Source organism: Kitasatospora sp. NPDC092286 (assembly GCF_044755565.1).
Classification (GTDB): Bacteria; Actinomycetota; Actinomycetes; order Streptomycetales; family Streptomycetaceae; genus Kitasatospora.
The window spans coordinates 127817-145480 of sequence record NZ_JBIVRD010000004.1; the positions used below are offsets into that span (position 1 = coordinate 127817).

At 76.9% G+C, this 17664-nt stretch carries 13 protein-coding genes; 11 read left to right on the forward strand and 2 right to left on the reverse strand.

Annotation, left to right across the window (positions count from 1 at the left end):
- The first annotated feature begins 19 nt into the window (after positions 1–19).
- From ACIQIB_RS06295 to ACIQIB_RS06305, 3 genes are read left to right on the forward strand one after another with little or no spacing between them, the layout of a single operon-like run.
- Entirely contained in the window at positions 20–7546 is a 7527-nt protein-coding gene (locus ACIQIB_RS06295; protein ID WP_400756981.1) for a condensation domain-containing protein, read from the forward strand.
- Positions 7543–7746 (forward strand): MbtH family protein, encoded by a 204-nt coding sequence (locus ACIQIB_RS06300; protein WP_363607599.1) that lies wholly within the window; start codon positions 7543–7545, stop codon positions 7744–7746. Before ACIQIB_RS06295 ends, ACIQIB_RS06300 begins: the two co-directional genes overlap by 4 nt.
- Positions 7743–8573 (forward strand): thioesterase II family protein, encoded by an 831-nt coding sequence (locus ACIQIB_RS06305; protein ID WP_400756983.1) that lies wholly within the window; start codon positions 7743–7745, stop codon positions 8571–8573. Before ACIQIB_RS06300 ends, ACIQIB_RS06305 begins: the two co-directional genes overlap by 4 nt.
- A 70-nt stretch (positions 8574–8643) precedes the next feature.
- On the opposite strand, the gene ACIQIB_RS06310 is transcribed toward ACIQIB_RS06305, so the two are convergent.
- Positions 8644–10137 (reverse strand): class I adenylate-forming enzyme family protein, encoded by a 1494-nt coding sequence (locus tag ACIQIB_RS06310; RefSeq protein ID WP_400756985.1) that lies wholly within the window; start codon positions 10135–10137, stop codon positions 8644–8646.
- Entirely contained in the window at positions 10137–10370 is a 234-nt protein-coding gene (locus tag ACIQIB_RS06315; protein WP_363608303.1) for an acyl carrier protein, read from the reverse strand. The genes ACIQIB_RS06310 and ACIQIB_RS06315 overlap by 1 nt, the downstream gene beginning before the upstream one ends.
- A gap of 257 nt (positions 10371–10627) precedes the next feature.
- Here ACIQIB_RS06315 and paaA point away from each other — a divergent pair, with 257 nt between their 5' ends.
- The 8 genes from paaA to ACIQIB_RS06355 all read left to right on the forward strand — a co-directional run bounded on the left by paaA (position 10628) and on the right by ACIQIB_RS06355 (position 17387).
- On the forward strand, positions 10628–11707 hold the full coding sequence (gene paaA, locus ACIQIB_RS06320) for a 1,2-phenylacetyl-CoA epoxidase subunit PaaA (protein ID WP_400757072.1): 1080 nt from the start codon (positions 10628–10630) through the stop codon (positions 11705–11707).
- Complete coding sequence (gene paaB / locus ACIQIB_RS06325) at positions 11704–12015, forward strand: 1,2-phenylacetyl-CoA epoxidase subunit PaaB (protein ID WP_363608301.1); 312 nt, start codon at positions 11704–11706, stop codon at positions 12013–12015. The genes paaA and paaB overlap by 4 nt, the downstream gene beginning before the upstream one ends.
- Entirely contained in the window at positions 12005–12805 is an 801-nt protein-coding gene (paaC, locus tag ACIQIB_RS06330; protein ID WP_400756986.1) for a 1,2-phenylacetyl-CoA epoxidase subunit PaaC, read from the forward strand. The genes paaB and paaC overlap by 11 nt, the downstream gene beginning before the upstream one ends.
- Positions 12802–13308: a 1,2-phenylacetyl-CoA epoxidase subunit PaaD gene (gene paaD / locus ACIQIB_RS06335; RefSeq protein ID WP_400652733.1), complete on the forward strand. Its 507-nt coding sequence runs from the start codon at positions 12802–12804 to the stop codon at positions 13306–13308. The genes paaC and paaD overlap by 4 nt, the downstream gene beginning before the upstream one ends.
- 9 nt (positions 13309–13317) lie before the next feature.
- A complete protein-coding gene (locus ACIQIB_RS06340) occupies positions 13318–14421 on the forward strand; it encodes a 2Fe-2S iron-sulfur cluster-binding protein (protein ID WP_400756987.1) in 1104 nt (367 codons plus the stop codon).
- Positions 14422–14472: 51 nt separating this feature from the next.
- Positions 14473–15285, forward strand: coding sequence for a tryptophan 2,3-dioxygenase family protein (locus tag ACIQIB_RS06345; protein ID WP_363608295.1), 813 nt, complete (start codon positions 14473–14475; stop codon positions 15283–15285).
- On the forward strand, positions 15278–16132 hold the full coding sequence (locus ACIQIB_RS06350) for an alpha/beta hydrolase (protein ID WP_363608293.1): 855 nt from the start codon (positions 15278–15280) through the stop codon (positions 16130–16132). The genes ACIQIB_RS06345 and ACIQIB_RS06350 overlap by 8 nt, the downstream gene beginning before the upstream one ends.
- Positions 16133–16325: 193 nt before the next feature.
- The gene (locus ACIQIB_RS06355; RefSeq protein WP_400756988.1) at positions 16326–17387 is read left to right on the forward strand and encodes an SDR family NAD(P)-dependent oxidoreductase; all 1062 of its coding nucleotides are present in this window, start codon (positions 16326–16328) and stop codon (positions 17385–17387) included.
- The last annotated feature ends 277 nt before the right edge of the window (positions 17388–17664 follow it).

Consider the following 17664-nt stretch of genomic DNA (forward strand, 5'->3'; position numbering starts at 1 on the left):
CACCCCAAGGAGCACCACGATGCCCAGCCCGACGGCCGGCCCCGACGGCCCGTCCGAGCCGCCCGCGACGGCGCAGCCCCTCACCTTCCCGGCGTCGTACGCCCAGGAACGGATGTGGTTCTTCTACCGGCTCGACGCGCGCAACGCCTTCTACAACGTCCCGCTGCTGCTGCGGCTGACCGGGGGCGCCCCGGACACCGGGGCGCTCGCCCGGGCGCTGGGCGACCTGGTGGACCGGCACGAGACGCTGCGCACCACCTTCGCCGACTCCGCCGAGGGTCTGCTCCAGGTGGTCGCCGACGGGCTGGAGCTGCCGCTGGCCACCGTCGACCTGACGGGCGTCGTCGCCGCCGGGGCGGACCTCGCCGCGGACCAGGAGCTGCGCGAGCGGCTGCTCGCGGAGGTCCGGCACCCGTTCGACCTGGAGCGGGGCCCGCTGTTGCGGCCCGTCCTGTTCCGTCTCGGGCCGGCCGACCACCTGCTGCTGGTCTGCGTGCACCACATCGTCATCGACGGCGTCTCGGCGGGCGTGTTCGTCCGCGAGTTCGCCGAGGCCTACCGGGCCAGGGTCACGGGCAGCGCGCCCGGCTGGCCCGCGCTGGAGATCCAGTACGGGGACTTCGCCGAATGGCAGCGCGAGCACCTGGCCGGCGAACCGCTCGCCGAAGGGCTCGCCTACTGGAGCGAACGCCTGGCCGGGGACCTGCCGGTGCTGCGGCTGCCCGCCGACCGGCCCCGGCCCGCCGAGCGCTCCTTCGCCGGCGACCGGCTGGACTTCGTTCTCCCGCCGGACCTCGCCGACGCCGTCAAACGGCTCGCCCGCGATCAGGGCGCCACCCTCTACATGGTGCTGCTGGCCGCGTTCGCCGCCCTGCTGCACCGCACCACGGGGCAGGACGACATCCTGGTCGGCACCCCCTCGGCCAACCGGGACAACGCCCAACTCGACCCGCTCATCGGTATGTTCGTCAACACCCTGCCGCTGCGCGTGGACGCCTCGGGCGATCCGGCCTTCGCCGCGCTGGTCCACCGGGTGCGGGAGGTGAGCCTCGGTGCCTTCGCCCACCAGCACATCCCGCTGGAGAAGATCGTCGAGGAGATCGCCCCGCAGCGCGACCCGGGCGGCAACCCGCTCTTCCAGGTCGTCTTCGCGCTGCAGAACTTCGACCGCCCGGAGATCGGGCTGCCGGGCCTGACCGTCACCCCGGCCACCGTCGCCGACTGGACCTGCCGGTTCGACCAGGAACTGCACCTGTGGGAGCAGGACGGCACCCTGCGCGGCACCCTCGTCTTCGCCACCGACCTGTTCGACCGCCGCACCGCCCGGCGCGCCACCGAGCGGCTGCGGCTGCTGCTGGAGGCCGTGACCGCCGATCCGGGCCTGCCGCTGTCCCGGCTGCCGCTGGCCGAGGACGCCGCCGACCCCGTGGGCTTCGTGGGCGTCACCGCCGCCGTGCCCGGCTACGACCGGGACGCCACCGTCACCGGGCGGTTCGCCGCCCGGGTGGCGGCCACCCCCGCGGCGACCGCGCTGCGCACCGGCCCGGCCGCCCTCACCTACCGGGACGCCGACGCCCGCGCCGACCGGCTGGCCCGGCGCCTGCGCGCGCGGGGCGTGACGCCCGGGAGCCGGGTCGCGCTCTGCTGCGGCCCCGGGGCCGACGGCGCCCTCGCGCTGCTCGCGGTCGTGCGGGCCGGGGCGGTCGGCGTCCCGCTCGACCCCGCCGACCCGCCGCAGCGGCTGACCGCCCTGCTCCGGCGGTCCGGCGCCGCCTTCGTCCTCACCGACGCGCCGCCCGGGACGGCCGGCGCGCTCGCCGCCCGCCCGGCGGCCGACGGCCCGGCACCCGTGGTCCTCGACCTCGCCGCCCTGGCCGGCCCCGACGCCCTGGACGCTGCCGCCCCGGCCGCCGACGCCCCGGCCGCGGACGACGCGCCCGTGCCGCTCACCGGGCGGCACCCGGCCGTCCTGCTCTGCGCCGAGGAACCGCCGGTCACCGTCGACCACGCCGAACTCGTCCACCAGATCGACCAGTTGGCTGCCGCCGCCGGGCTCACCGCCGCCGACACCGTCCGGCGGTGGGCACCGCCCGGCACCGCCCGATCGGTCTGGGAGACCCTGCTGCCGCTGCTCCACGGCGCCGCCCTGGCCGTCCCGGCGGGGGAAACCGAGGACGACGGGGCGAGCGTCGCCCTCGCCGTCGACCGCGACCTCGCCCGGCTCGCCGCGCAGCCCCTGCCCACCACCCTGCGCGCGGTGGTCCACACCGGCCGGGCGCTGACGCCCGACCAGACCGCCCGGTACCACGACGCGCTCGGCGCCGTCCTGCGCCCGACCCACACCACGGCCGCGACCGGCCCGCTCGCCGTCGCCGACCCCGGCCGCCCCGGCGCCCTGCGCCCCGTCCGCCCGCTGCGCGTCCTGGACGGGTACGGCCGGCCGGCGCCGCTCGGCGTGTCCGGCGCCGTCCACCTCGCCCCGGCCGCCGACGCCCCGCTCCCCGCCGGGCCGGCCGCCGCCGGCACGCCGACCGGCGACCTCGGCCGGCTCACCGAGGACGGCGACCTGGAGACCACCACCCGCACCCCGGGCCTGGCCCAGGTGGGCGACCACACCCTCCGGCTCGCCGCGCTCGCCCGGCGGATCAGGGAGCTGGAGCCCGTCCGCGACTGCGCCCTGGCCGTCCGCCACAGCACCGCGGGCGTCGCCGAACTGGTCGCCTACGTGGTGCCCACCCGCGACATCGGCGAGGAGTGGATCGTCCGCGCCGCGACCGGGGAACTGCCCGCGGCCCTGCCGCTCACCGCCGCCGTCCTGGTCTCCGACCTGCCGCGGACCCCGGGCGGCGCGCTCGACGAGGCGGCGCTGGCCCGGATCCCCGTCCTCGACGACGACCTGCTGGCCCGCTGGGAGGACCGCTGGCTGACCACCGCCGGCCGCGACCGGGCCGCCGTCTCGCGCGTCGCCCACCGGCCGTCCGGCGGTCCCGCCCGGCGCGTCCGCCCGCCCGGGCCCGCCCGGCCCCCGGTCCGCGCCGCCGACCAGGCCACCCCGGACCTCGCCACCCCGGAGCCGACCACCCCCGACCGGGCCGCCCCGCCCTCGCTCAGCACCGGCGCCCCGCTGCGGCCCTACCCCGAGTCCACGCTCGGCGCCGTGCTCCGGCGCGTCGCCGGGGCCGCGCAGCCGTCCGGCCTGGAGTACCTCCGCCCCGACGGCACCACCGAGCGGCAGAGCTACCCCGAACTCCTCGACGAGGCGTCCCGGGTGACGGGCGCCCTGCGCGCCACCGGACTCCGGCCGGGCGACCGGGTGCTGCTCCAGCTCGCCGACAACCGGCACTTCGTCACCGGCTTCTGGGCCTGCGTGCTGGGCGGCTTCGTCGCCGTCCCGCTCGCCACGCCCCCGGCCGACCAGCCGGACGGCGCGGTCGCCACCCGGGCCGCCCACGCCTGGCGCTCCCTCGGCGAACCGCTCACCCTCACCGACCGCGCCCACGGCGCCACGCTCCCGGCCGACCGCCGCCGGGCCGTCATCGAGGACCTGCGCACCGGCCCGGCCGACGACGCGCCGCACCGGGCCCGCCCCGACGACCTGATCCTGCTGATGCTCACCTCCGGCAGCACCGGCACCCCCAAGGCCGTCCGGCTCTGCCACGACAACGTGCTCACCCACGCCGCCGCCTCCCGCCAGGCGCACGGACTCGGCCCCGCCGACACCGCCTTCAACTGGATGCCGCTGGACCACGTCGGCGGCGTGGTCATGTTCCACCTGGCCTTCCTGGCCGCCGGCGCCGCCCAGATCCACGCGCCCACCGCCTGGGTGCTCGCCGACCCGCTGCGCTGGATCGAGGCGCTGCACACCCGGCGGGCCACCGCGACCTGGGCCCCCAACTTCGCGTTCGGCCTGGTCAACGACCAGGCCGAACGGATCGCGGGGGAGCGGTGGGACCTCTCCGCGCTGCGCCTGGCGCTCAACGGCGGTGAGGCCGTGGTCGACCGGGTCGCCCGGCGCTTCGTCCGCCTGCTGGCCCCGCACGGCCTGCCCGCCGGGGCGATGCACCCGGTCTGGGGGATGTCCGAGACCTCCTCCGGAGAGGTCTCGGCCCCGCTCTCCGCGACGGCCGGGGCGACGGACGCCCCGACCGAGGTCGGCCGCCCCTACCCCGGCTTCGCGGTCCGGATCACCGACGACACCGACACCGTCGTCCCGGAGGGGACCGTCGGCCACCTCCAGGTCAGCGGCCCGGCCGTCACCCGCGGCTACGACGCCGACCCCGGGCAGAACCGCGAGGCGTTCACCGCCGACGGCTGGTTCCGCACCGGCGACCTCGCCCTGCTCAGGGACGGCGCGCTCACCCTCACCGGCCGGGCCAAGGACGTCGTCATCATCGGCGGCGTCAACCACCCCAGCCACGAGCTGGAGGCGATCGTCGAGGAACTCGACGACGTCCAGAGCTCGTTCACGGCCGCCTGCGCGGTGCGCGCCGAGGGCCGCGACAGCGACGAACTCGCGCTCTTCTACGTCCTCGCGCCCGGCGCCGACCCGGACGCCGCCGCCCGCCGCATCCGCGAGAAGGTGCTGCGCGAGGGCGGGGTCAACCCCGCCCACCTCGTCCCGCTGGACCGCGCGGACATCCCCAAGACGGAGATCGGCAAGATCCAGCGGACCAGGCTGCGCGCCCGCTTCGAGGCGGGGGAGTTCGCCACGACGGCGCTCGGCGACACCCTGCCGAACTGGTTCTTCCAGCCCGTCTGGCAGCCCGCCGCCCTCGTCCACCCGGCCGGGCCCGGGGCGGCCCGCCCCGGCGGACACACCCTGCTGGTCGCGGACGAGGCGGGGCCGGGCGAACGGCTCGCCGCCGCCCTGCGCGCCGAGGGCCACGACACCACCCTCGTCCGGCGCGCCCCGGCCGCCGGCCCCGGCCCGGCCGACGCCCCGCTGGCCCCGCTCGACGCCACCGACCGCGCCCAGTGGGACGCCCTCCTGGACGCGATGCCGCCGCTCGGCCGGGTGGTCCACCTGACCACCGGCGCCCCCGACGACGGCCCCGGCGCCGACGGCGTCGAGGAGATCGCCCAGCTCGCGACGGCGCTCGCCGCCCGGCCCGACCGCTACGGCCCCGAACGGCCGGTGGCGCTGTACGTCGTCGCCGCCGACAGCGGGCGCGTCCTGGCCACCGACACCCCGGCCGCGCGCCGCGCCCCCGCCGTCGCCCTGGCGAAGAGCCTCGGCCAGGAACTGCCCTGGCTGCACACTCGGCACATCGACCTCGGCAGCCGTACGGCGCTCACCGCCCCCGGCCCGGACCAGGCGCTCCTCGCCCACCTCGTCGCCGAACTCGCCGCCCCCGCCGGGGACACCGAGGTCGCGCTGCGCCCCGGTCGGGGCCGCGCCCCCGCCCGCTGGGCGCGCCGGCTGCGGCGGCTGCCCGGCGGCGACCTCAAGGCCCCGGCCGCCCCGGTCTTCCGCGACGGCGGGCTGTACGTGATCAGCGGCGGCCTCGGCGGGGTCGCGGTCGAGGCCGCCCGCCACCTGCTCGCCGCCCACCCGGTCCGGCTGCTGCTGCTCGGCCGCACCCCGCTGCCGGCCCCCGCCGACCAGGACCGCCACCTCGCCGAGGGCGGCGAGCTCGCCCGCCGCCTCGCCGCCCACCGCGAGCTGAGCGCCGCCGGCGACATCGCCTACGCCGCCGTCGACATCACCGACGCCGACGCCGTCCGGGCCGTCGTCCGCACCGCCGAGCGCGCCTGGGACACCGAACTGGCGGGCGTGCTCCACCTGGCCGGGCACTTCGCCGAACGGCCGGTGACGGGGGAGACCCCCGAACAGCGCGCCGCCGTCCTGGCCCCGAAGATCCTCGGCGGCTGGGCCCTGCACCAGCTGGTCGCCGACCGGCCCGGCGCGCTCTTCCTCTCCTTCTCCTCCGTCAACGGCCACTTCGGCGGCGCCGGGGTCGGCAGCTACGCGGCGGCCAACGCCTACCTCGACGCCCTCGCCGCCCACCAGCGCGACAACTGCGGCATCGACGGCCGCAGCCTGGCCTGGAGCATGTGGGACGAGCGCGGCATGAGCCGGGGCTACGCGATGCGCGAGCTGACCGAGGCCCGCGGCTACCGCATCCTCGGCGTCCGCGAGGCCCTGCGCTCGCTCGACACGGCCCTGTGCCACGACACCCCGCAGGTGCTGATCGGCCTCGACCCCGACGCGCCGTGGATCCGCGCCCAGACCCTCGCCCCGGTCCACCCGCTGCGCACCCCGGCCGCCCACGTCGAGACCGGGCCCGCCCCGGCCGCGGGCGCCGCCCCGGACCCCGGCGGCGAACTCCCGGACCGCTACGGCACCCCCGTCGGCTGTGCCGCGCTGCCCGTCGCCGAACTGCCCAGGACCGCGGACGGCGCCATCGACCGCGACCGGCTCGCCCGCACCGGCCCGAGCCCGGACGCCGAGGACGGACCGGACCGGCCGGCCACCGCGACCGAACGCACCGTCGCCGGCATCTGGCGCGACCTGCTCCAGCACGACCGGATCGGCCTGCGCGACAACTTCTTCGAACTCGGCGGCCACTCCATCCTCGCCACCCAGATGCTCGGCCGGCTGCGCACCGCCCTGGGCGTCGACCTGACGGTGGCCGCGCTGTTCCGGAGCCCCACCGTCGAGGGCCTGGCCGCCCAGGCCGACGGGGCGGGCCCGGACGGCGGCGCCGACCCGGTGGCGGGCGGCATGCTCGACGTCCTGCTGCCGCTGCGCCCGGCCGGCTCGGGCACGCCGCTGTTCTGCGTCCACCCCGGCGCCGGGGTCGGCTGGCCGTACGCCGCCCTGCTCGGCGGCCTCGACCCGGACCGCCCGGTCTACGGCATCCAGGCCCGGGGCCTGCTGCCCGGCGAGCGGCCGGCCGGCTCGGTGCGGGAGATGGCCGACGACTACCTCCGGCAGATCAGGACCGTCCACCCGCACGGCCCGTTCCATCTGCTCGGCTGGTCCTTCGGCGGTCTGGTCGCCCACGAGATGGCCGTCCGGCTGCGGGCGGCGGGCGAGCCGACCGGGCTGCTGGCGATGCTCGACTGCCTCCCGATGGGCGCGCTGCCCGGACGGCCCCCGCTGCCCGCCGCCGAGGAGCTCGAACGCGTCCTGCTGGGCATCCTGCTCGCCTCCTCCGGCGCGGCCCGCCCGGCCGGCCCGGACGACGCCCCGCCGGACCGGGCCGGGGTACTGGCCGTCCTCCAGCGCGAGGACAGCACGCTGCGCGGGCTGGACGACCGGGCGGTCTCGGCGCTGCTCGCCGTCATGGCCAACGACACCGCGCTCGGCTACGCCTTCGTGCCCGGCCACTACGACGGGGACGCGCTGTTCTTCCACGCCTCCGAGGGCACCGTCGGCGCCGGCCCGGAGACCGGGCCGTCCGCCCGGGCCTGGCGCCCGTACGTGGCCGGGCGGATCAGGGACCACGCCGTCGCGGGCGCGCACGGCGACATGCTGCGGCCCGAGGCGGCCGCCGACATCGCCCACCTCATCGAGACCGAACTGAAGGGAACACACCGGTGACGAACCCGTTCGAGGACCAGTCGGCCGACTACCTGGTGCTGGTCAACCAGGAGAACCAGCACTCGCTCTGGCCCGCCGCGCTCGCCGTGCCGGCCGGCTGGCGGACCGCGCACGGCCCGGCGGACCGCGCCGCCTGCGTCGCCCACGTCAACGAGCACTGGCTGGACCTGCGCCCGGCCGCGCCGGCCGGACCGCGATGAGGCGGCCCGACCCCGCCGGACCGGACTCGCCCACCGGGCGGGCCCGGTCCGGGCCGGACGCCGTCGACCCGGGCGCCGCCGGTCCCGCGGCCGAGCTGCTCCGGGTCCGCCGCCCGGCCGCACCGGAGCTGCGGCTGTTCGTGCTGCACCACGCCGGCGGCTCCCACGTGGGCTACCGGCCCTGGGCCCCGCTGCTGCCCCCGGAGTGGGAGGTGTGCCTGGTCGAGGCGCCGGGGCGGATCGGCCGGTCCGGGCCGCCCTGCCGCACGGCCGACGAGCTCGCCGGGGCGCTGCTGCGCGGGCTGTCCGGCGAACTCGACCGCCCGTACGCGCTGTTCGGCCACAGCATGGGAGCCATCGCCGCCTACGAGCTGACCCACGCGCTGCACCGGCGCGGGCTGCCGCTGCCCGAGTGGCTCGGCCTCTCCGGGCTCGCGGCGCCCGAGCACCACCCCCGGCGGGTCTCCGGCTTCGACCTCTCCGACGACGACCAGCTGCGGTCCGCCGTCGAGGCGATGGGCGGCACCCCGCGCGCGATCCTGGACGACCCGGAGTTCTGGCCGCTGCTGACTCCCGTCCTGCGGGCCGACTTCGGACTCGTCGAGTGCTGGCGCCCGGACCTGGACCGGGAGCCGCTGCCCGTCCCGCTGGCGGTGTACGGCGGCGAACGGGACGAGGTCACCCCGCCGGGCCTGCTGCCCGGCTGGGCGGCCCGGACGACGCGCTTCCTGGGGACCAGGCTGCTGCCCGGCGCGCACTTCTACTTCCAGCCGGCCCCGACCCCGCTGCTGCGGCTGGTGGTCGAGGACGTCCGGGCCGCCCGCTGAGCCTGCGCGCCGAGTGCACGGTGAGGGGCCCCGTCGTCGACGGGGCCCCTCACCGTGCACCACGGGCCCGTCAACCGGCCGTCCGCAGCAGCTTCTTGACGATCTTCCCGGCCGGGTTCCTCGGCACCTGCTCGATGAACTCGACCCGCCGGGGCCGCTTGTAGGGGGCCAGCAGCCCGGCCGCGTGCCGCAGCAGCTCGGCCGCGCCGACCTCGCCGTCGGCCACCACATAGGCCAGCGGCACCTCGCCGTAGTCCTCGTCCGGCACCCCGACCACCGCGACGTCGGCCACCCCGGGGTGGGAGCGCAGCGCCCGCTCGATCTCCGTCGGGTAGACGTTCTGCCCGGCCCGGATGATCAGGTCCTTGCTCCGGTCGACCAGGTGGATCCGGCCGTCCCGGTCGATGAACCCGAGGTCGCCGGTGAGGGTCCAGCCGTCGACGGTGATCTCGGCGGTGGCCTCGTCGTTGCCCCAGTACCCGCGCATCACGCCCGGCCCCCGGACGCCGATCTCGCCGATCTCGCCCGGCCCGGCCTCGCCGCCCCGGGTGTCCAGCACCCGCGCCGACATCCCGGGGATCACCCGGCCGCTCGGGATGATGTCGGGGATCCGGTCCAGCGGGGGGTGCTCCTCGGGGCCGAGGGTGACGAACGGACCCCCGACCTCGGTCATCCCGTACACCTGGCGGAAGCCGCAGCCCAGTTCCTCCAGCGCCTCGCCGTACACGTCGACCGGCATCGGCGCCGCGCCGTACAGGATCTCCCGCAGCGAGGAGAGGTCCGTGCCCTGTCGCGCCCCGGCCCGCAGGATGAAGCGCAGCATCTGCGGCACCAGCCAGACGTGCGTGGCGCGGTTCTCCTCGATGGCGGCGAGCGCGGTCTGCGGCTTGAAGCCCGGCATCAGCACCACGGTGGCCCCGGCGGCCAGGTACGTCAGCGAGACGACCACGCTCCCGTGGTACAGCGGGCAGCAGTTGACCAGCACCATGTCGTCCTCGGGCCGGGCGAGCGCCAGCCAGCCGAGCGCGATCGCGCGGAACGACGCGTGGTCCACCGTGACGCCCTTGGCCTGGCCGGTGGTGGCCGAGGTGTGCAGGATCGCGGCGAGCGCGTCGTCCGGCACGGCCGGCAGCCCGGGGGCACCGGCCCCGCCGTCGCCGTCGCCGTCGGCCAGCGCGGCGTACTCCGCGCCGTCCAGGGCGATCCGCAGCCGCACCGGCAGATCCGGGTGCCGGCCGAGCAGTTTCCCTTCGCCGACGATCGCCGCCGGCCCGGTGCGCTCGACGATCCCGCCGATCTCCGCGGTCGTCAGACTGTGGTTGAGCGGCACGAACAGGACGCCGATCCGGGCCAGCGCGAAGTACGTCTCCAGCACCTCGATCCGGTCCAGCGACAGGACCGCGACCCGGTCACCGGCCCGCAGGCCCAGCCTGGCGAACCCGTGGGCGAGGCGCAGCGTCCGGTCGTGCAGCTCGCTCCAGGTCACCGAGCGCCGCTCGTCCACGAGGGCCCGGCGGTCCGGGTAGCACTGGCGGTTGCGCTCCAAGAGCTGGGTCAGCCACATCAGGCGGGACCGCCGTGCCCGGCCAGGAACCGCTCGTAGTCGGCGATCGTCGAGAGCCCCTCCAGGTCCCCGGCGGTCACCTCCGCCCCGGTGTGCTGTTCGATCAGCAGGACCAGGCGCACCATGTCGCCCGAGTCGATGCCGCTGGCGGTGAGATCGGCGGTGTCCTCGATCGCGTCGGCGAACTCCGGCAGGCCGGTCAGGTCGACCAGCATCTTTCGTACAGTGCTCATGCCCTGCCTCTCGTAGCGGTCCCGTGCGGGGCCTTGCCGCCCCCGGGCGTGTCTGACCCGCCCTTACAGAGGAGCGGTCGCGGCCTGACCAATCCCTGTCATGTCTGTGATCAGCATCACTGGCGCGGTTGTACGGCCGGGGGATGGAGCACCCCGCCCCGCTCCTCCTCTACCCGTGAAGGCACGCGCCGGGCCGTCGGCCGGAGCGTGCGTGCGACGAGGAGGAGCGAGGGGTGATCCGGGTGCGTTCAGGGCCCGTGGAGGAGGCCGGCCGGGCACCGGCCGGGCCGGCGCCGGACGACGGCGACGGCACCGCAGGACAGCGGCTGGAGGAGCACTTCGAGGCGCTGCTCGCCGCCGACGAGCGGATCGAACCGCGCGACTGGATGCCGCCCGGCTACCGGATGATGCTGCTGCGCCAGATCGCGCAGCACGCCCACTCCGAGATCATCGGCATGCAGCCGGAGGGCTCCTGGATCACCCGCGCGCCCTCGCTGCACCGCAAGGCCTCGCTGCTGGCCAAGGTGCAGGACGAGGCCGGGCACGGGCTCTACCTGTACGCGGCGGCGGAGACCCTGGGCGCCTCCCGCGAAGACCTGCTCGACGCCCTGCACCGCGGCCACCAGCGGTACGCCGCCACCTTCAACCACCCGGCCCTGACCTGGGCCGACACCGGCGCCATCGCCTGGCTGACGGACGGCGCGGCGGTGGTCAACCAGGCCCCGCTCTGCCACACCTCGTACGGCCCCTACGGCCGGGCCATGCGCCGGGTCTGCCAGGAGGAGGCCTTCCACGTCCGCCAGGGCTACGACGTCCTGTGGGCGCTCTGCCGGGGCACGGCCGGGCAGCGGGCGATGGCGCAGGACGCCGTCGACCGGTGGTGGCTGCCGGCCGTCGCGCTGATGTTCGGCCCGCCCGACACGGAGGCCGGCGGCCTGGACAGGCGCACCGCCGCCATCGGCGCCGGGGTCTCCCGCCGCTCGCTGGCCTGGGGCATCAAACGGCACACCAACGACGAGCTGCGCCAGCGGTTCGTCGACAACGCCGCCCCGCAGGCCGAGCGGCTGGGCGTGACCCTGCCCGACCCGGCGATCCGCTGGAACGAGGAGCGCGGGCACTACGACTTCAGCCCGATCGACTGGCAGCTGTTCCGGGACGCCCTCGGCGACGACTCGCAGTGCGCCCGGGCCCGGCTGGCCCACCGGGTCGCGGCGCACGAGAACGGCGCCTGGGTCCGCGCCGCGGTGGACGCCTACGCCGCCCGCCTCGACGAGGACGGCACCCTGCCGGACGCGGCGCGGCCCGAGGCCGCCGAACCGGCCGGGCGGCGGTCATGACGGCGACGACGCGGGGGAGCGGACGGGTGCAGACGCCCTGGGAGGTGTTCATCAGGCCGCGCCGCGGCCTGTCCCACCAGCACGTGGGCTCGGTCCACGGCGCCGACGCCGACATGGCGCTCGCCAACGCCCGTGACCTGTACGCCCGCAGGGGCGACCCGGTGTCGATCTGGGTGGTGCGCAGCGACGCCGTCCGCGCCTCCTCGCCCGCCGAGAAGGACCCGCTGTTCAGCAACGCCGCGGACAAGCCGTACCGCTACCCGGAGCACTACGTCTCCCTCACCGAGGACGGCGCCCATGACGACTGACACCACACCGGCCCGCCCCGCCGCCCCGGGCCCCGCCCCCCACCCGGACCTGGCCGGCTACGCGCTGCGGCTCGGCGACGACGCCCTGGTGCTCTGCCAGCGGCTCTGCGGCTGGATCACCCGCGCCCCGACCATCGAGGAGGACCTGGCGCTCTCCAACATCGCGCTCGACCTCCTCGGCCACGCCCGCACCCTGCTCTCCTACAGCGGGCAGCGCGACGGCACCGGACGCGGCGACGACGACCTCGCCTACCGCCGCACCGAGCGCGAGTTCCGCCACGTGCTGCTGGTCGAACTGCCCGACCCGGACTTCGCCGCGACCGTCGTCCGCCAGCTGGTCTTCTCCCACTACGCCGGACTGCTCTACACCGCGCTCGCGGACTGCGCCGACCCCGTCCTGTCCGGCTTCGGCGCCCGCGCCGCCGCCGAGGTCGAGTACCACCGGATGCACGCCGCGCAGTGGACCGTCCGGCTGGGCCGCGGCACCACCGAGAGCCGCCGCCGGATGACCACCGCCCTGGACGCGCTCTGGCCCTACACCGACGAACTGTTCGAGGAGGACGGGCCGAGCAGCCGGCTCGACGCCGCCGGCACCGCCGTCGCCCCCGCCCGGCTGCGCGACGCCTGGCAGCGCGAGACGGCCGCCGTGCTCGCCACCGCGGGACTGGCCGTCCCCGCCCCCCGCTGGCGGGCCACCGGCGGACGGGCCGGCCTGCACACCGAGGCGTTCGCCCCGCTGCTCGCCGAGTTCCAGTCGGTCCACCGTCAGTACCCCGGCGGCACCTGGTGACCGCGCCTGCCACCCCGGCCGCCCCGGACCTCGACCGCGTCCGGGCCCGCGTCGCCACCGTCCCCGACCCGGAACTGCCGATGATCACGCTCGCCGACCTCGGTGTGATCCGCGCCGTCGGCCTGGCCCCCGACGGCGCGGTCGAGGTGGTCATCACCCCGACCTACCTCGGCTGCCCCGCGCTGCCCGCCATGACGGAGGCCATCCGGGAGGCCCTGGCCGACTGCGGCCACCCGGACGGCCGGGTCCGCCAGGAGCTCACCCCCGCCTGGACCACCGACGCGATCACCCCCGAGGGCCGCCGCCGGCTCGCCGAGCACGGCATCGTGCCCCCGGGCCCCGCCACCGCGCCCCTGCCGCTGCGCCTCGGCCTCGGCCTGCCCTGCCCCAACTGCGGCTCGGCCGCGACCAGGCCGCAGAGCCCGTTCGGCGCCACCCGCTGCCAGGCCGTGCTCGTCTGCACCGCCTGCCGGGAGACCTTCGCCCACCTGAAAGCGATGTGACGATCCGTCATGACAGCGATACCGGCGGCCGCCCCGCCCCGCACGCCCGGCTGGCACCGGCTGCGCGTCGCGGGCCTGGACCGGCTCACCGACGACGCCGTGGCGATCCGCCTCGACCTGCCCGACCCGCTCGCCCCGGCCTTCGCCCACCGGCCGGGACAGCACGTCGTGGTCCGCCACCGGGGGCCGCGGGGCGAACTGCGCCGCAGCTACTCGCTCTGCCCGCCGCCCGGCGAACCGCGGACGCTGCGCCTGGTCGTCCGCCGGCTCGGCCCCGGCGGCTTCGCGGACCACGCCACGACCGCGCTCGCCGCCGGCGACACCCTCGAACTCTCCACGCCCACCGGCGGGTTCGCCCTCGCCGACCGCCCCGGCGAGCACCATGTGATGATCGGCGGCGGCAGCGGCATCACCCCGCTGTTCGCCATGGCCGCGCACGCCCTGCGCACCGACCCGCACGCCAGGGTCTCCCTGGTCCACGCGGTGCCGACCGCCCGCGCCGCCCTGCTCGCCGACGAACTCGCCGACCTCAAGGACGCCCACCTGCGGCGGTTCACCGCCCTCCATGTGCTCTCCCGCGAGAGCCGGGAGAGCGAACTGCTCTCCGGCCGGATCGACGAGGAACGGCTGCCCGGCCTGCTGACCCTGCTCGGCGCCGCCCCCGGCGACCCGTGCTCCTTCTACCTCTGCGGCCCCTGGGGGCTGGTGCGGACCGCCCGGTCGGCGCTCGCCCGCTGGGGCGCCGAACCGGACCGGATCCACTGCGAGTTCTTCACCGCCGACGACACCCCGGCACCGGCCGCCGCCCCCGACGCCCGCACCGCGGGCCGCCCGATCACGGTACGGCTGGCCGGCCGCACCAGCGCGGTCACCATGGCACCCGGCGACCGCGTCGTCCTGGACGCGGTGCTGCGCGCCCGGCCCGAGACCCCGTACTCCTGCCGCGACGGCCTCTGCGGCGCCTGCCGGGCCAGGGTCGTCCGCGGCGCCGTCCGGATGGACCGCCACTACGCGCTCGGCGAGCGCGAGGTGGCCGAGGGCTGCGTGCTCACCTGCCGGGCCCGGCCGGAGCCGGACGCCACCGGCGAGATCGCCCTCGACTTCGACCTCTGACACCGCTGACCGGCCGTCCCGGTCGACAGCCCCGATTCCCACGGAGTCCTCATGACCGACGCACCGTTCCTGGAATTCCAGGGAGTGACCCCCTACGAGGACTACGTCCACGCGGACCTCCTCGCCTCGCTCCAGCAACCGCTGACCGACGCCCCCGACGAGATGGGCTTCCTGGTCACCGCACAGGTGATGGAGCTGTGGTTCGCCCTCACCGTGCACGAGTGGCGCTCCGCCGGAGAGGCGCTGTCCAAGGACGACCCCGAGGCCGCGCTCGACGCCCTGCGCCGCAGCGCCCGCGCCCACCGGGCGCTCAACGACTCCTGGCACCCCATCGCGACCCTCACCCCCGGCCGCTTCAACTCCTTCCGCGCCGCCTTCGGCAAGGCCTCCGGCTTCCAGTCGGCGATGTACCGGCAGATGGAGTTCCTGCTCGGGGACAAGTCCCGCCCGATGGTCGACTCCTACCGGGGCCACCGGGCGGCGCACGAGGCGCTGGAGGCCGCGCTCGTCCGGCCGTCGCTCTACGACGAGGTGCTGCAGTTCCTGTACCGCCGGGGCCTGCCCGTCCCCGAGGCGGTCCGCGAGCGCGACGTCACCGAGCCCTACCGCCCGGACCCGGGCGTCGAGGAGGTGTGGCGCCGGATCTACGCGGGGCCCGCGCACGACCCGCTGCTCACCCTGGCGGAGACCCTCACCGACATCGCCGAACTGGTGCTGCGCTGGCGCGCCGACCATGTGCTGGTCGTCCGGCGGGCGATGGGCGCCAAGACGGGCAGCGGCGGCTCACCGGGCGTGGTCTGGCTGGAACAGCGCGCCGCCCGGCCGGTCTTCCCCGAGCTCTGGACGGCCCGCAGCCATGTCTGACGCCCCCGGCAGCCCCGATGTCCCGGCCCCCGCACCCCGCGTCCGCCCGCCGCTCTCCGCCCAGGGCGCCGAGGAGGAACGCCGCGTCCTCTCCCTGAAGCCGGTGCTCGCGCCCGCGCGCGGCTCCTACGGCGGCCATCCGCACCAGACCTACGACCTCTGGACGGCGAACCGGCCGGACGCCCCGCTGGTCGTGCTGCTGCACGGCGGCTACTGGCGCTACGACCGGCTGCACCTGACGCCGTTCGCCGCCCACCTCGCCCGCCAGGGCTTCGACGTCCTGCTGCCGGGCTTCCGCCGCGCGGGCGGCGCCGGCGGCTACCCGGCGACCTTCGACGACGTCGCCCGGGCCGTGGACACCCTGCCCGCCGGGCGGCCCTACATCCTGGCCGGCCACTGCTCCGGCGGGCACCTGGCCCTGTGGGCCGCCGCCCGGGCGCTGCTCCCCGAGGACTCGCCCTGGTACAGCACCCGGCTGCCGGACGCCGTGCTCGGGCTCGCGCCGATCACCGACCTGGCCGGCGTGATCCGCGACGGCCTCAGCGACGACGCCGGGCTGCTCCTGCTCGGCGGTGACGGCCCGGCCGTCGAACGGCTGCCCGCGGTGGACCCGCTGACGCTGCTGCGCGGCGCGGGCACCACCGGCGTGCCGACGGTCGTCCTGCGCGGGGCGAACGACGAGGAGCTGCCGCACGACCAGTTCACCGGCTACCTGGCCGCGCACCGGGACGCGCGGGAGATCGTGCTGCCCGGCACCGGGCACTACACCCTGATCGAGCCGGGCTCGCCGGCCGCCGGCTCCGTCGTCCGGGCGCTCACCGACCTCGCGGCCGGCCTGCCCGGCTGAACCCCGCCCGGCCGCACCGGCTGACCGAACCCGGCCCGGCCGAACCACCTGGCCAGGGGGCGGGGTTCGGCCCACGGGGGGCACGCTGTGAGAAGACGCCGTCCACCCCGCTGCGGCACGATGGCCGGGCCACCGCGTCCACCCGGACCGGCCGGCTGAACGGGACCGTCGTACGGCCGAGGGTGGAGGGCTCATGCTGGTCTGTGTCACGGGGGGAACCGGGTTCGTCGGAGCCCATTCGGTAGCGGCGGTTCTCGCGGCGGGCTGCCGGGTACGCCTGCTGGTCCGCGATCCGGCGGCGGTGGGCCGGGCGCTCGGGCCGCTGGGCGTCGACCCGGCCCGGGTCGAGGTGGTGGTCGGCGACGTCACGGATCCCGACGCGGTGGCCCGGGCGGTCACGGGAGCGGACGCGGTGCTGCACGCGGCCTCCGTCTACTCCTTCGACAGCAGGAAGTACGCGCAGGTGCGCCGCGTCAACGTGCAGGGCACCGGGCTGGTCATCGAGGCCGCCAGCCGGGCCGGGGCCGACCCGATCGTCCATGTCTCCAGCGTCGGAGCGCTCTTCCCCTCCCCGCAGGCCGAGCTGGGCGCGCACTCGCCGGTCGGGCGGCCGCGGGAGGCCTACCTGGCGAGCAAGGCGGCGGCCGACCTGCTCGCGCGCGGGCACCAGGAGGCGGGCGCCCCGGTGGTGATCAGCTACCCGCCGGCGCTGCTGGGGCCGCACGATCCGTACCTGGGCGACCAGAACGCGCGGCTGCGCAACGAGTTGCGCGGCCTGATGCCGCTCTGGCCGTCGGGCGGGCTCCCGCTCGGGGACGTCCGGGACACCGCGGCCCTGCACGCCGCGCTGGTCACCAGGCCGGCCGGCCGAGTCCCCGCCGCCGACCGGTACTTCGCGCCCGGGAAGTTTCTGACGACCCGTCAGTATGTCGAGACGGTGGGGGAGGTGACCGGTCGGCGGCTGCCGGCCGGGTATCTGCCCGCCCGGGCGATGTTCCCGGTCGGCCGACTGGTCGGGCTGCTGCAGCATGTGTGGCCGTGGTACATCCCGGCGGAGTTCGGCGCGGTCTACACCTGCGCGGTGGCGGCGCCGGTGGCCGTGGACGCGCCGTCGCTGGGGCTGCGGGCGCGACCGCTCGCGCAGACCCTGGCCGACACCGTCGGCTGGCTGCACCGCTCGGGGCGGATCTCCGCCCGACAGGCCGGCCGGGCGGCCGGCGGGCACCCGGATACCGTCGCGTCCGGCCGGGTCTGAGCGCGTCCGGGTCGGTGCGTCCGGTCCGGGCGAGGCCGGTCCGGGCGAGGCCGGGCGGGCCCGGTCGGAGGCGGGCCGGGGCGGGACCGGCGGTCGGGCTTCCGGCGGCGGGACACCCTGGTCCCGGCCTGCTCCCCGAGGCCGTCCGCGGTGGGGGTGACGCGGCAGGGCACGGCTCGGCGGGCATGGTCGGCAGGGCACGACACGGCACGGTGGGGCGTGGTCGGCCGGTTCGTTCGACGGCACACCGGCCGGCGGTCCGGGGTGCCGGGTCTCG

Coding starts and splice junctions, on each gene's coding strand:
- ACIQIB_RS06295 (WP_400756981.1), top strand. CDS start 20: ATGCCCAGCCCGACGGCCGGCCCCGACGGCCCGTCCGAGCCGCCCGCG.
- ACIQIB_RS06305 (WP_400756983.1), top strand. CDS start 7,743: ATGAGGCGGCCCGACCCCGCCGGACCGGACTCGCCCACCGGGCGGGCC.
- ACIQIB_RS06310 (WP_400756985.1), bottom strand. CDS start 10,137: ATGTGGCTGACCCAGCTCTTGGAGCGCAACCGCCAGTGCTACCCGGAC.
- ACIQIB_RS06315 (WP_363608303.1), bottom strand. CDS start 10,370: ATGAGCACTGTACGAAAGATGCTGGTCGACCTGACCGGCCTGCCGGAG.
- paaB (WP_363608301.1), top strand. CDS start 11,704: ATGACGGCGACGACGCGGGGGAGCGGACGGGTGCAGACGCCCTGGGAG.
- paaC (WP_400756986.1), top strand. CDS start 12,005: ATGACGACTGACACCACACCGGCCCGCCCCGCCGCCCCGGGCCCCGCC.
- ACIQIB_RS06340 (WP_400756987.1), top strand. CDS start 13,318: ATGACAGCGATACCGGCGGCCGCCCCGCCCCGCACGCCCGGCTGGCAC.
- ACIQIB_RS06345 (WP_363608295.1), top strand. CDS start 14,473: ATGACCGACGCACCGTTCCTGGAATTCCAGGGAGTGACCCCCTACGAG.
- ACIQIB_RS06350 (WP_363608293.1), top strand. CDS start 15,278: ATGTCTGACGCCCCCGGCAGCCCCGATGTCCCGGCCCCCGCACCCCGC.
- ACIQIB_RS06355 (WP_400756988.1), top strand. CDS start 16,326: ATGCTGGTCTGTGTCACGGGGGGAACCGGGTTCGTCGGAGCCCATTCG.